Below are 13,050 nucleotides of genomic sequence, written 5' to 3'. Positions count from 1 at the left end.
CTATTCAGTCTCCGGGCGGATAGTCGCGCACCAGCCGCACCTGACGGCGCCACTGCTTCAGCAGGTCGAGGATACCCGGGCTGCGCCAGCCGCGTCTGCGGTTGGCATTGCCGATGGCGAAGGCGCGCGCGGTGATGCGGGCCTGGCTGGCAAAGATCTCGCGCAGCGTCGTGCGCGCGTCCCAGACATGGGTCGCCTCCGAGCCGACGCCATTGATCTCGATGAGGGTGAAGTCGTGGCCGGCGAGCAGCCGGTCGAGATCGGCGAAGCGCAGGTCGACGCGGCCGTGGTGGAACTCCTCGATGCCGGACAGGATCGCTTCCAACCTCTCGCGCAGCGCGTCGGTGGCGAGCGAGGTCGCGTCGGTGAACACCGAGCCGCGGCAATGATTGCCGGTGAACACCAGCCGCACCTCCTCTCCCGCCGGCGGCACCTCGTCGAGCCGGTCGGCCAGGCGGGGGAGATACAGATGCGGGACCTTCCCGGCGCGCGGATGCGCCTCGATCAGGGCGCGCAGCGTGCGCACACCGTCGCCGGTGACGCGTGGCGAGTGCTTGAGGGTGATGGACAGGATCTCGCCCTTCGACGCCCCCGGCGCGCGCGACCAGAACACGCCCGCCTCGCCCTCGTGCGGCACCAGATACTGCAGCATCAGCGCGACACCGGGGCGGAAGGCGGCCAGCGCGCGGACCAGGCTTGCGTGATCGCCGACGAGCTTCACCCCCGCGCCCCGGCAGCCGATATCCGGCTTCAGCACCACCGGAAACGCGAGGCCGAGACGCGTCATCGCCGCCTCCGCCTCGGCGAGCGCGCTCGCGCCGGCGGTGAGCGTCGCCCAGCGGGCGATGAAGTCGGGGGGCGGGTCGCCGAGCCGGGAGAGGATGTCGGCCTTGCTCTCGTTGACCATGCCGCCTGTCGGGATGGTCGGATTGCTCAGGCAGGGAAGTGCGAAGCTGCCGTGGCGCAGACCGAGCGCGATCCATTGCACGACCAGCGGCGTGTAGACCGCCCAGCCGGGCAGGAACTCCCATCTCGACAGGATGCGTGGCCCGGCCGCATCGGTGGCGGCGCGTGCCGGCAGCGACGCCGCCGGGCCGTGGGGAAGCGTGATGGAGGCCGGCATCGTCGTCCGTGCGGTGGGCGTCGACCGGATGGTAGCGGCACGGGCGGGGGGTGCAAGCCGCGGTTCTGTATCGATCTGTGTTTGTTTCGTTTTGTTCCGCCCGCTGGGTCACGGATAATCCGGGGATGTTCGGGCTTCCGGCCCATGCCGAACCGCCAAGGCGGGTCATCGGCGGCCGGAAGGACGATCCAGCCCGATGTGGCTGCGTCCTTCACCGACAGGGAACAATGATGAGCGATCCCGTTCAACTGGCCGCCCGTACTGCCTGGGGCGAGGCGCGTGGCGAAGGTGCCGCGGGCATGCAGGCCGTCCTCAACACCATCGCCGCGCGCGTGGCTCAGCCGGGCTGGTGGGGGCACGATATCGCCTCCGTCTGCACCGCCTCCTGCCACGGCATCCACCAGTTCTCGTGCTGGAACGAGGAAGATCCCAATCACGATGCGATGCTCGCGGTCGGCGAGCGCGACCCGGCCTTTCGCTCCGCGCTGCTGATGGCGCAGCGTCTGGAGGCCGGCATGCTGCCCGATATCGTGCGCGGCGCGGATTCCTATTTCGCGCTCGGCTCGGACCGGCCGTTCTGGGCCACCTGGGAGCGGTTCCGCTGCACCCGCGGACGCCATGCCTTCTATCAGGTCGGCGTGCATGGCGGCGGTCCGGTGGCGGTGTCGGGCAGCGCACCCGCCACACAGGCCGGCCGGGAGGTGCACCATTGATGGACCCGGTCAGCTATATCCTGTCGCTGTTGCCGGCGCGCCTGGCGGTGCCTGCTCTGGCGGCGATCGGCCTGTGCGCGGTGCTCGATGCGATGCTGCCGCAGCCGCCGTCGGGCTCGCCCTGGGTGCTGCCGCGGCGCATCCTCAGCGCGATCGGCGCCAACTGGCTCAACGCCCGCAATCTGGCCCAGCCGGGTGCGGCGCACCCGGTGACGATGTCGGAGGGCGGACGATGAGCCGCGCAAGGCTGCGGATCGCCGCGATGGCGATGGGCGCGCTGCTGCCGGCGGGGCTCGGCGGCTGCGCGGATGGGGGAGCCAGGAGCTTCGACTATGCGGAGCTCGCGAGCGACGCGCGCACCGCATGTGCGGTGCTCAGTGCGCAGGCGGACACGCTGGTCGCGGCCGGCCGGCTCGATCCGACACGCACGAAGCTGCTCGAGAGCGAGGCGCAGCTCGCGGTCGCCGCACTCGCGGCGCCGCTGGCCGCGCAGGCGGCGCATGCCGGCGCGGTGGGCGCACTCGATCTCGCCAGGTTGCAGACGCTGGCGCGCGACGTGCGCACCGCACTCGCCGCCCTGGCGGCGATCATCCCGCCCGGCACGCTGCCGCCGCCGGTGAGTGCCGCGCTCGCCATCGCCGATGCGTTGCTCGATGCCTTCATCGGTGTCGGGCCGATGCAGATGCGGGTGACGCTGGCGGGGTCACCCTGAGGGTGGTGCCGCCCGCGCGCGGCCGCCTGGGGCGGCGGGCGCCGCCGCCGGGCACGCCGGCCCCCCGTCTGGCGCGCTACCTGCGCGCGGCACCGCCGCCAGCCCCTGCGCGGCTCGACCGCGCCACGGGCATCGGCTGGCGGATGTTCTGCAACGACCGCCTCGGCTGCTGCACCATCGCGGCCCTGGCCAACGCGATCGTGCAGCGCACGCAGCTTGGCGGCGGGACGCCGCTGGTGATGGACGATGCCACCGTCGAGCACTGCTACGGCATCGTCGGCGGCTACGTGCCAGGCCGGCCGGAGACCGATGCGGGGGCGGTGGAGACCGACGTGCTGGGCTGGTTCGCCCGCGAGGGGGTGCGACTGCGCCCTCAGGGGGTCGAGTGCGGGGTCTGGGCGCGGCTTGCGGCGGGTGACCGCGAGGCGATCCGCCAGGCGGTGCAACTGTTCGGCTCGGCCTATCTCGGGCTCGACCTGCCGCGCCGCGCCCAGACCCAGACGGTCTGGGAACCGGTTGCGGGCGACGATGCGCTCGATCGGCCGGGCTCCTGGGGCGGCCATGCGGTGCTGGTCGCCGGCTATGACGAGGCGGAGGTATCGCTCATTACCTGGGGCGGGGTGCAGAAGGCATCCTGGGCGTTTCTCGATCGTTATTGCGACGAGGCCTATGCGGTGTTCGCGCCGGGCGAGTGGCTGGGGCCGCGCGGCACCAGCCCTGGTGATCTCGATTTCGCGACCCTCGCCGGCGACCTGCGTGCGCTCGGCCAGGTGGGGGCGCATCAATGAGGTGGGTGGCACTCCTGCTCGCCTGCATCGGGTTGACGGGCTGCGCGGCGATCGAGGCGCGGCAGGCCCGCCACGCACTGGTCGGCATGTCGGCGGTGGACGTGCAGGCCTGTGCCGGCATCCCGGCACGGATCGCCTGGCTCGATCCTCAGGAGCAGTTGTTCACCTACGATTACAGCGCCACAGGGGCTGCGATCTCGCTGAAATTTCTCGACGATCTGTCACTGTCGCTGGGCGGCGGTGGCGGCTGCCATCTGGTGCTGCGGATCTCCGGCTCGCGGGTGGCCGAGGTGCACTATACCGGCACCACCGGCGCGCTCAGCGGGCCGGATGCCGCCTGTGCGCCGCTGGTGTGCGAATGCCTTCGCCAGCCGCGGCGCTCGCCGCTGCCGGCGGGCTATGACGCACGGGTGCTGGCGGCGCGCCCGTCTGCCCGGCCTTGACGCCCCCGTGCAGGCGGATCACCGTCCGCCGGCACAGGGGAGTGCGCCGGGCGTGACGGGAAGAACTGCGGATCGCCCGGAGCTGGCGGCGGTCACCATGGTGTTCGACGAGCCCACGCATCTGCCGTTCTGGACGCGCCATTACGTGCGCGAGCTGGGGGCCGCGAACTGCACCGTCATCGATCATGGCTCCGATCCGGTGCTGATGGCGCGCTGGCGGGCGGGGGTCGGGGCGGGGGTCAACGTGATCCGCCTGCCGCGCTCGCCGCAGGACGACACACGGCGCGCCGCCTTCGTCTCGGCGCTGTGCTCGGCGCTGCTCGGCTATTACCCGGCGGTGATGTACACCGACAGCGACGAGATCGTCGTTGCCGATCCCGATCGTCATGCGGGGTTGGCGGATTACGCGGCCGCGCTCGCCGCGGACCCGTCCGCACCCGCGGTGATCACCGCGCATGGCTATGAGGTGATCCATCGCGCCTCCGACGAGGCGACGCTGGACTGGAGCCGGCCGGCCGGCCGGCAGCGCCACTGGCTGCGCTTCTCCTCGGCGCTGTGCAAGCCGGTGCTGATCCGGCGGCCGGTGGCTTGGGCGCCGGGCTTCCACTGCATCGAGGCGCCGCCGGTGTTCGGCGACCTGCATCTGTTCCATCTTCGCTTCGCCGACGAGGCCGACGGGCTGGCCCGCCTCGCCCGTACCCGCGCGCAGCCCTGGGCGGAGGCGGGGGCGGGCTCGCACCAGCGCATGGCGGACGCGGACTGGCTGGCGATGCTGCGCGGCATGGCGGGGCTGCCCGGCGATCCGGCCCGTCGGCTGGATGCCGAGGATGCGGAACTGCGCCGCTGGACCGCCGCCATCACCGACAGTGACAGGGCCTGGAGCGGCGGTACCTATCGCTATGCGCTCGATCTCGCGCCGATGGCGTTGTGGCGGCTGCCGGAGCGGTTTCGCGACCGGTTCTGACGCGACAGTGGCTCGCCGCTCAGGACTTGCCTGCGGGTGCCTTGACCGGTTTCTTCGCCGGCGTCTTTGCGGCAGCCTTGTCCGCTGTCGCCGATTTGGTGCTGGCGGGTGGCGGAGCTTCAGCGGCCGCGGCCTTCGCCCGGCGCGGCTTCGGTGTCGGGGTGACGTCGCCCTGGTCGGTGAGCTGAGCGGGGAATTCGCCGAGATTCTCCTGGATCGAGGCCTCCTCGATCACGGTCTCGGTCGGTGACGGGCCGGTCGCAGGCAACTGGCCCGATCCTGCACTGTCTTCCATGCCGATCAGTGCCGTGGCGCGTTCCCAGAACTCGACGTCGCGACCATGCGGACGGCCTTCCTCATCCCACAGGTGGTAGGCGCGCTCACGGATGCGGTTGTCGCGCGCTGGCGAGTCCTCGAGGGGATTTGCAGGGGTTTTCGCTTTTCTGGCCATGGGTGGACGTGCCTCGAAAGTGCGGCAAGGATTGCCGGGTCTGTGCAACGCAGCGCGGTTGACCGGGTTGTCGGTCGGCACCATCTGAGCACGCGCAAGAGCAAGGAAGCTACTCATGGATGACGTCCGGACCCCGAATCCCGCACCTCAGGAGAAGGTGGCACTGCTTGGCGGGGGCTGCTTCTGGTGCGTCGAGGCGATCTATCGCGACCTGCGCGGGGTGACGAAGGTGCAGTCGGGCTATGCCGGCGGCCACACGTCGAACCCGTCCTATCGCGAGGTCTGCACCGGTTCCACCGGCCATGCCGAGGTGGTGCAGGTGACCTATAACCCGGAGCAGGTGAGCTATGCCGACCTGCTGCGGATCTTCTTCGTCATCCATGATCCCACCACGCTCAATCGGCAGGGCAACGATATCGGTACCCAGTACCGCTCGGTGATCTTCACCGGCGATGACGACGAGCGGGCGACCGCGCAGGCGGTGCGCGACGAGATCGCCGCCGAGGGCATCTGGGCGAACCCGATCGTCACCGAGATCGCCGGTCCTGCGGTGTTCTGGCCGGCGGAGGAGGAGCATGACGACTATTTCGCCCGCAATCCGTACTCCGGATACTGCCAGGCCGTCGTCGCCCCCAAGGTGGTGAAGTTCCGCAAGGCGTTCGCCGACCGGCTGAAGGAAACGGCAAGGGCCTGAGCGCGGAGATGACACGCACGGTTCTCATCGTCGGCGCCAGCGGCATCGCCGGCTCGGCTGCGGCCCGCCATATGCTGTCGCTTGGCTGGAGGGTGCATGGGCTGAGCCGGCGCCCGGTGGCCTTACCGGGCCTGCTGCCCGTAACCGTCGATCTCGGCGATCCGGAGGGGGTGCGCGAGGCGCTGTCGGGGCTGACACCCGATGCGGTGTTCATCACCACCTGGTCGCGCCAGCCGACGGAGGCGGAGAACATCCGCGTCAATGCGGCGATGGTGCGCAACCTGCTGTCCGCCCTCGCCCCGGCCGGCAGCGTACGCCATGTCGGGCTGGTCACCGGGCTGAAACATTATCTCGGCCCGTTCGAGGCCTATGGCACCGGCGCCCCACCGCCGACGCCGTTGCGCGAGGACATGCCGCGTCTCGATGTCGAGAACTTCTACTATGCGCAGGAGGATGAGTTGTTCGAGGCCGCCGCCCGCGACGGCTTCACCTGGAGCGTGCACCGGCCGCATACGCTGATCGGCGAGGCGGTCGGCAACGCGATGAACATGGGCACCACGCTTGCGGTCTACGCCACACTGTGTCGCGCGCTCGGCCGGCCGTTCCGCTTTCCCGGCTCCGCGGTGCAGTGGGACGGGCTGACCGACATGACCGATACAGGGCTGCTTGCGCGCCATCTCGCCTGGGCGGCGCAGACCCCGGCGGCGGCGAACGAGGCGTTCAACGTCGTCGACGGCGACGTCTTCCGCTGGCGCTGGATGTGGGGCCGCATCGCAGGCTGGTTCGGGCTGGAACCGGCGGCGTTCGACGGCGTGGTGCGGCCGCTGGAGGCGCAGATGGCGGACGATGCCGACGCCTGGCGGCGGATCGCCGAACGCGAGAAGCTGGTCGAGCCGGAGCTGTCGCGGCTGGTCTCGCCGTGGCACACTGATGCCGATCTCGGCCGGCCGATCGAGGTGGTGACGGACATGTCGAAGAGCCGCCGGCTCGGCTTCCTCGACTACCAGCCGACCGACGATGCCTTCTTCGCCCTGTTCGCTCAGCTTCGCGAGAGGCGGCTGATCCCCTGATCAGTCGTCCTCTTCCTCGAGGAAGAACTGGTCCGATTCGTCGTCGTAGTTGAACAGCTCGCCGTAGCGCGCCCAGCCGATCACCGTCAGCAGCGTCTCCTGGGCGTATTCGGGCGACATGTGGTCCTCGAGCTCGTCGCGGAAGCGTTCGGCGCGGGCACGGTGGTTCCAGCGCTCGTCGAGCACCTGTCGGATGGCGGCGGCGAGGGGGATGTTGGCGAGCAGGCTCTGCGCGAACAGCGTCTTGCGGTCGTCGTTCTCCTCAGCGACGAAGGCGCGGCCGGCGTCGGTCAGCTTGATGTCGCCCTCCTCCAGCACGGCGAATTTCAGCATCTGGAGCGATTCACCAAGGGGCAGCAGCTCGTCGAGTTCGAGCTGGAGGGCGGAGGCGAGCTGCGGCAGGTCGGCGCGGCCGCGATAGGGTTCGGCGGCGAGGGTCTCCAGCAGGCCGGCCATCAGGTTGGTCGGCAGCGGCGCCAGCGCGGTCCATTTCGCCGGACCCGCCTTCTCCTCGCCGGGACCGGCGGCGGGCGGTTCGACCGGGCGACGCGTCATCAGCCCGTAGATACGGTCCACCAGGGCGCGGAAGGCAGGGTCGTGGCGGTTGCGCGGATGGGCGAACGGCACCGTCAGCTCATGGGCGACGCGGCCCGGGTTGGAGGAGAACACCAGGATGCGGTCGCACATCAGCACCGCCTCCTCGATGTTGTGGGTGACGATCAGCACCGATTTCACCGGCAGGCGCCCTTCCGACCACAGCTCGATGAGGTCGGTGCGCAGGTTCTCCGCGGTCAGCACGTCCAGCGCCGAGAACGGCTCGTCCATCAGCAGCAGGTCGGGATGCACCACCAGCGCGCGGGCCAGCCCGACGCGCTGGCGCATGCCGCCGGACAGCTCCTTGGGGAAGGCGTTCTCGTAGCCGCCGAGACCGATCAGGTCGATCGCTTCCTCGGCAAGCCGCTCGCGCTCGGCCCGCGCCACACCCTTGGCTTCCAGACCCAGCTCGACATTGGCCTGCACGGTGAGCCAGGGAAACAGCGCGAAGCTCTGGAACACCATCGCCACGCCGTCGGCGGGGCCACGCAACGGCTGGCCACGCCAGCGCACATCCCCGGAGGTCGGCTTGAGCAGGCCGGAAACGATGCGCAGCAGGGTGGACTTGCCCGAGCCCGACCGGCCCAGCAGCCCGACGATCTCGCCCGCCTTGAGGTCGAGGCTGACGTCGTCCAGCACCACGAGGTCGGCGTTGCTGTCCTTGTGATAGGCCTGCCTTACCCCGCGGATGCGGACCAGTTCGGTGTCGGCGGTCACGACATGATCCATCGGACGATCCTCAGGCAAAGGTCAGCCGGCGGGCGGCATAGGCATACATCGGGCGCCAGACGATGCGGTTGAAACTCAGCACGAACAGCGTCATCACCACCATCCCCAGCGCGACGCGCGCGGTCTCGCCGGCGGTGGTGGCGTCGGTGATGTAGGCGCCGATGCCGTGCGCGTGCAGCGTGGTGTGGCCCCAGCTCGCGACCTCGGCCAGCAGCGAGGCGTTCCACGCACCACCCGAGGCGGTGATCGCGCCGGTGATGTAATAGGGTGCGATGCCCGGCAGGATCACGCTGCGCCACCACAGCCAGCCGCGCACGTTGAAATTGCGCGAGGCTTCCAGCAGTTCGCCCGGAAACGCCGCCGCACCGGCAACGACGTTGAACAGGATGTACCACTGCGTACCGAGCACCATCAGCGGCGTCAGCCAGATGTCGGGATTGAGGTGGAAAGCGACGATCACCACCACGAAAAGCGGGAAGAACAGGTTGGCGGGGAAGGCGGCGAGGAACTGCGCGACCGGCTGCGCGCGACGCGCCCAGGCCGGGCGCAGGCCGAGCCAGACGCCGACCGGCACCCAGATCAGGGTGGCGAGCGCGATCATCGCGATCACCCGCAGCATGGTGTAAAATCCATACAGCACCGCGCGGCCGACCTCGTGCCAGCTCACCGAGTGATGCACATACATCGCGATCTGCCAGGCCGCGAAGCCGACCAGCGTGACGAGGGAAGCTGCCCAGATGACGTTCATCGCCTGCGGCGGCAGCAGCGGCTTGCGGTCGAACCCCGCACGCGGGCCGATGCGCAGCCCGGCGAACGCGCTGACCATGCTGCCGAAGATGCGTCCGCCCGCGGCCAGCAGCCGGGTGCGGCGCAGCAGCGTCAGCATCCACGGATCCTGTGCGACCGCACCCTGGGTCATCTCGTAGCGGAAGCGCGCCGACCAGGCGACGACGGGGCGGAAGATGAGCTGGTCATAGGCGATGATGACCACCAGCATCGCGACGATGGCGTAGAACACCGCATGGATGTCCTGTGCGGCGATCGCCGCACCCACATAGGAGCCGATGCCCGGCAGCACGACATGCACGTCGCCGACCGAGATCGCCTCCGACGCGACCACCATGAACCAGCCGCCCGACATCGACATCATGGTGTTCCACACCAGGCCGGGAATGGCGAACGGCACCTCGAGACGCCAGAATTTCTGCCAGGCCGACAGCCCGAAGCAGCGCGACGCCTCGTCCAGTTCGCGCGGCACCGTGGTGAGTGACTGATACATGGAAAACGCCATGTTCCAGGCCTGCGAGGTGAAGATGGTGAAGATCGCCGCCAGCTCCGCGCCCAGCACGCGGCCGGGGAACAGCCCCATGAAGAACACCACGGTGAAGGTCAGGAAGCCGAAGATCGGGATGGACTGCAGGATGTCGAGCACCGGCACCAGGATCAGCCCCGCGCGCCGGCTCTTCGCCGCCAGCACCGCATAGGTGAAGGTGAACAGCAGCGACAGGCCGAGGGCTGCGAACATCCGCGCGGTGGTGCGCACCGCGTAGCCGGGCAGGAAAGCGGGGTCGAGATGGATTTCAGCCGCCCCGGGCGCGCTCAGCGGCGCGAGCGTGTGACGCGCGACCCCGGCGATGGTGATCGCCGCCCCCAGCATGATGAGGATCGCCATCAGGTCGAAGACGTTGGGCGTGGTGCGCACGGCGGCGTTGGCGGAGGCTCTTGGTGTCCACATGCTCGCCCCGCGCCGTCTGGTCCGATGTCCCTTGCGCCTTTAGCGCAGCCCCTGCGGGCTGTCACCACTGCGCCACGGAGGCTGTGGCGCCGCTGCGACAGGCTTCATCAAAGCGTCATCCGCGCGTGCGGTCCGGCCACAGGTTCATCACCAGCACGCCGGCGAGGATCAGCGCGATGCCGGCCAGCGCAGGCACGCCGAGGCGCTGGCCCTGCCAGATCCAGGCGATGGCCGCGACCAGCACGATGCCCACGCCCGACCACACAGCATAGGCGATGCCGGTCGGGATCGTGCGCAGGGCCAGTGCGAGGCAATAGAACGCGACACCGTAGCCGAGCACGGTGACGGCCGAGGGCACCAGCCGGGTGAAGCCGGCGGAGAGCTTGAGCGCGGTGGTGGCACCCACCTCCGCGCCGATGGCGAGCCCCAGCAGCAGCCAGTCCACCGGCTCAGTGCCCGGTACTGCCGAATCCGCCCTGGGCGCGCATCGTCTCGGGCAGGGTGTCGACTTCCTCCCAGGTGGCGCGCAGCACCGGGGCCAGCACGCCCTGGGCGATGCGCATCCCGCGCGTGATCTCGAAGGGCGCGTCACCGGCGTTCATCACGATGATCTGCAGCTCGCCGCGATAATCCTCGTCGATGGTGCCGGGGCTGTTGGGCAACGTGATGCCGTGCTTGAGCGCCAGCCCGGAGCGCGGGCGCACCTGAAGCTCATGGCCGGGCGGCAACGCGATGGCGAGCCCGGTCGGGATCAGCGCGCGGCCGCCGGGCGGCAGGGTGATGGGCTCGGTGACGGCGGCGAGCAGGTCCATGCCCGCCGCGCCCTCGGTGGCGTAGGCGGGCAGGTCGAGCCCCTCGCCATGCGGCAGCCGGCGGACGGCGATGGTGCGGGTCGGCGCGGTCATGGGCGTGTCCTGTCTTCTGCGTGGGCGGGCCCGTTCTGCCGCCTGGGCCGGGCAGGGGGCAAGAGGTGGACACGCGGCGGCGGCTATGGTCGCCTGCGGCACGACATCCTGCCAGCCGGAGAGTTCGTGTGGACGTGCAGACCATCGACCAGCAGTTCCAGCAGTTGCAGGCCCAGGCGCAGCAAGCGGCGCAGGCCGTGCAGACGCTTGGCGGCAAGCTCCAGTCGGCGGCCGATTCCGGCGATCCGCGGGCACGCGAATGGTCGCTCGACCTGCGCGAACTGGCGCTCGCCCTGAAGGGCGAACAGGAGCAGATCGGCGGCCTGCTGCAATCCATCCACGCCCTGCTGGCCTCGGCGCCGCAGTCCCAGGCCGGGATCGGCGGGCTGCTCGGCGGGCTGCTGAACTCGAATTTCGGCCGTGCGTTCGAAAACGGTGCCGGGTTCGGTCTCGGCACCAGCCTGATCAACAAGATCCTCTGAGGCCGTCGCGATGCGTGTTCCTGCCGGGTTCAGCGTCGTCACGCCCTATCTGTTCGTGAACGGAGCGGACGACTATCTGGGTTTCCTTGCAGCGGCGTTCGGCGCACGCGAGATCGGATGCAGCCGGGCGCCGGACGGGCGGATCGCCAATGCCCAGATCGACGTGTTCGGCGTGACGCTGATGGTCAGCGAGGCCTCGACAGCGTTCGAGGCGTCGCGTGCCGCCTTCTATCTCTATGTGGCGGACGCCGATGCGGCGATGGCGCAGGCGGAGGCGGCCGGGGCCGAGCGGATCATGGAGGTGGCCGACATGCCCTATGGCGACCGCCAGGGCGGGGTACGCGACCCGGCCGGCACGATCTGGTGGATCTCGCAGCGCCTGACCGACGCGCCCTATTTCTGAGGCCCGGGCGTCCGAGGTCCGAGCGCGGTCGCGATGCGGCCGGCGAGCATGGTGGCGATCGCCTCCTTGCTGCGGCGTGACCAGTGCTCGGAGCCCTGCGGGGTGAGCAGCTCGATCGCATTGTCCGCCCCCCCCATGACGTCGCCGCTGACATCATTGGCGACCAGCCAGTCACAGCCCTTGCGGGCGAGCTTGTCGCGCGCGTTCTCACCCACCTTCGAGGTCTCGGCGGCAAAGCCGATCACCAGGCGCGGGCGGTCGGGGCCGGGGGCCGAGAGCTCGGCGAGGATGTCGGGATTGGGCAGCAGGCGCAGTTCGGGCGGCGTGCCGCCGGGGCGCTTCTTGATCTTGTCGGTGGCCGGATCGGCGATGCGCCAGTCGGCGACGGCGGCGGTCATCACCGCGATCTCGGCGGGCAGTGCGGCGAACACCGCATCGCGCATCTGACGGCCGGTCTCGACCGACACGCGTTCGACCCCGGCCGGCGCCGCCAGCGCGGTCGGGCCGCTGATCAGCGTGACCTGGGCGCCGAGCCGGGCCAGCGCGGCGGCGATCGCATACCCCTGGCGCCCGGAGCTGCGGTTGGCGAGATAGCGCACCGGGTCGATCGGCTCGTGCGTCGGCCCGGCGGTCACCAGCGCGCGACGGCCGCGCAGCGGGGCAGGGGCGGGGGTGGGTTCCAGCGCCTGCTCGATGGCGGCGAGGATCGCCTCGGGTTCGGCGAGGCGGCCGGGGCCGTATTCGTTGCAGGCCATCACCCCCTCGTCGGGGCCGACCATCATCACCCCGCGCTCGATGAGGGTGGCGACATTGGCGGTGGTGGCGGGGTGCAGCCACATGCGGACGTTCATCGCGGGGGCGACCAGCACCGGCTTGTCGGTCGCCAGCAGCAGGGTGGTGGCGAGGTCGTGGGCACGCCCCGTGGCCATGGCGCTGAGGATGTCCGCACTGGCCGGGCACACCACCAGCAGGTCGGCCGCGCGCGACAGCTCGATATGGCCCATCCGGCTTTCCTCGGTGAGCGAGAACAGCTCGGTGTGCACCTCGCCGGCGCTCAGCGCGGCGATGCTGAGCGGGGTGACGAACTCAGCCCCCGCCCGTGTCAGGACCGTGCGCACCGAACAGCCGCGCTTGACCAGCAGCCGGATCAGTTCGAGCGCCTTGAACGCCGCCACACCGCCGCTGATGACGATCAGGACGCGCCTGCCGGCCAGCCGGTCGGGTGTGTGGGGCGCGTTCACCTG

At 70.2% G+C, this 13,050-nt stretch carries 17 protein-coding genes; 10 read left to right on the top strand and 7 right to left on the bottom strand.

Annotation, left to right across the window (positions count from 1 at the left end):
• Nucleotides 1-4 precede the first annotated feature (4 nt).
• Nucleotides 5-1,123, bottom strand: coding sequence for a D-alanine--D-alanine ligase (locus FHR90_RS13450; protein ID WP_246330272.1), 1,119 nt, complete (start codon nucleotides 1,121-1,123; stop codon nucleotides 5-7).
• Nucleotides 1,124-1,353: 230 nt separating this feature from the next.
• On the opposite strand from FHR90_RS13450, the gene FHR90_RS13445 reads away from it, so the two are divergent.
• The 6 genes from FHR90_RS13445 to FHR90_RS13420 are packed head-to-tail and all read left to right on the top strand — an operon-like array spanning nucleotide 1,354 to nucleotide 4,743.
• Nucleotides 1,354-1,836, top strand: coding sequence for a cell wall hydrolase (locus FHR90_RS13445; protein ID WP_176624963.1), 483 nt, complete (start codon nucleotides 1,354-1,356; stop codon nucleotides 1,834-1,836).
• Nucleotides 1,836-2,072 carry a hypothetical protein gene (locus tag FHR90_RS13440; RefSeq protein WP_176624961.1) on the top strand — a complete coding sequence of 79 codons (237 nt, stop codon included), beginning with the start codon at nucleotides 1,836-1,838 and terminating at the stop codon, nucleotides 2,070-2,072. Before FHR90_RS13445 ends, FHR90_RS13440 begins: the two co-directional genes overlap by 1 nt.
• Nucleotides 2,069-2,548 carry a hypothetical protein gene (locus FHR90_RS13435; RefSeq protein ID WP_183275385.1) on the top strand — a complete coding sequence of 160 codons (480 nt, stop codon included), beginning with the start codon at nucleotides 2,069-2,071 and terminating at the stop codon, nucleotides 2,546-2,548. The genes FHR90_RS13440 and FHR90_RS13435 overlap by 4 nt, the downstream gene beginning before the upstream one ends.
• A gap of 5 nt (nucleotides 2,549-2,553) precedes the next feature.
• Entirely contained in the window at nucleotides 2,554-3,336 is a 783-nt protein-coding gene (locus FHR90_RS13430; protein WP_183275384.1) for a hypothetical protein, read from the top strand.
• A gap of 5 nt (nucleotides 3,337-3,341) precedes the next feature.
• Nucleotides 3,342-3,779 (top strand): hypothetical protein, encoded by a 438-nt coding sequence (locus FHR90_RS13425; RefSeq protein WP_183275383.1) that lies wholly within the window; start codon nucleotides 3,342-3,344, stop codon nucleotides 3,777-3,779.
• Between the two features lie 52 nt (nucleotides 3,780-3,831).
• Nucleotides 3,832-4,743: a glycosyltransferase family protein gene (locus FHR90_RS13420; protein WP_183275382.1), complete on the top strand. Its 912-nt coding sequence runs from the start codon at nucleotides 3,832-3,834 to the stop codon at nucleotides 4,741-4,743.
• A gap of 19 nt (nucleotides 4,744-4,762) precedes the next feature.
• On the opposite strand, the gene FHR90_RS13415 is transcribed toward FHR90_RS13420, so the two are convergent.
• Nucleotides 4,763-5,311, bottom strand: coding sequence for a DUF2934 domain-containing protein (locus FHR90_RS13415; RefSeq protein ID WP_221188276.1), 549 nt, complete (start codon nucleotides 5,309-5,311; stop codon nucleotides 4,763-4,765).
• Here FHR90_RS13415 and msrA point away from each other — a divergent pair.
• The gene (gene msrA / locus FHR90_RS13410; protein ID WP_176623962.1) at nucleotides 5,310-5,888 is read left to right on the top strand and encodes a peptide-methionine (S)-S-oxide reductase MsrA; all 579 of its coding nucleotides are present in this window, start codon (nucleotides 5,310-5,312) and stop codon (nucleotides 5,886-5,888) included. The genes FHR90_RS13415 and msrA overlap by 2 nt on opposite strands.
• Before the next feature lie 8 nt (nucleotides 5,889-5,896).
• Complete coding sequence (locus FHR90_RS13405) at nucleotides 5,897-6,958, top strand: SDR family oxidoreductase (RefSeq protein ID WP_176623964.1); 1,062 nt, start codon at nucleotides 5,897-5,899, stop codon at nucleotides 6,956-6,958.
• On the opposite strand, the gene FHR90_RS13400 is transcribed toward FHR90_RS13405, so the two are convergent.
• From FHR90_RS13400 to dut, 4 genes are all read right to left on the bottom strand, one after another.
• A complete protein-coding gene (locus tag FHR90_RS13400; RefSeq protein ID WP_176623966.1) occupies nucleotides 6,959-8,281 on the bottom strand; it encodes an ABC transporter ATP-binding protein in 1,323 nt (440 codons plus the stop codon).
• Nucleotides 8,282-8,291: 10 nt separating this feature from the next.
• Nucleotides 8,292-10,016, bottom strand: a complete 1,725-nt coding sequence (locus FHR90_RS13395; protein ID WP_176623968.1) for an ABC transporter permease — start codon at nucleotides 10,014-10,016, stop codon at nucleotides 8,292-8,294.
• A gap of 115 nt (nucleotides 10,017-10,131) precedes the next feature.
• Nucleotides 10,132-10,461, bottom strand: coding sequence for a DMT family transporter (locus FHR90_RS13390; protein WP_176623969.1), 330 nt, complete (start codon nucleotides 10,459-10,461; stop codon nucleotides 10,132-10,134).
• Between the two features lie 4 nt (nucleotides 10,462-10,465).
• Complete coding sequence (dut, locus tag FHR90_RS13385) at nucleotides 10,466-10,921, bottom strand: dUTP diphosphatase (protein WP_183275381.1); 456 nt, start codon at nucleotides 10,919-10,921, stop codon at nucleotides 10,466-10,468.
• A 128-nt stretch (nucleotides 10,922-11,049) separates the two neighbouring features.
• Here dut and FHR90_RS13380 point away from each other — a divergent pair, with 128 nt between their 5' ends.
• On the top strand, nucleotides 11,050-11,403 hold the full coding sequence (locus tag FHR90_RS13380; RefSeq protein ID WP_176626514.1) for a hypothetical protein: 354 nt from the start codon (nucleotides 11,050-11,052) through the stop codon (nucleotides 11,401-11,403).
• Between the two features lie 10 nt (nucleotides 11,404-11,413).
• The gene (locus FHR90_RS13375) at nucleotides 11,414-11,806 is read left to right on the top strand and encodes a VOC family protein (protein ID WP_176626516.1); all 393 of its coding nucleotides are present in this window, start codon (nucleotides 11,414-11,416) and stop codon (nucleotides 11,804-11,806) included.
• On the opposite strand, the gene coaBC is transcribed toward FHR90_RS13375, so the two are convergent.
• Nucleotides 11,797-13,047, bottom strand: a complete 1,251-nt coding sequence (gene coaBC, locus FHR90_RS13370; RefSeq protein ID WP_266152811.1) for a bifunctional phosphopantothenoylcysteine decarboxylase/phosphopantothenate--cysteine ligase CoaBC — start codon at nucleotides 13,045-13,047, stop codon at nucleotides 11,797-11,799. The genes FHR90_RS13375 and coaBC overlap by 10 nt on opposite strands.
• Nucleotides 13,048-13,050 lie beyond the last annotated feature (3 nt).

It is taken from the genome of Endobacter medicaginis (assembly GCF_014192375.1).
GTDB lineage: Bacteria > Pseudomonadota > Alphaproteobacteria > Acetobacterales > Acetobacteraceae > Endobacter > Endobacter medicaginis.
Note: the sequence above shows the minus strand (reverse complement) of the source record. Positions and strands in the feature narration are given on the sequence as shown.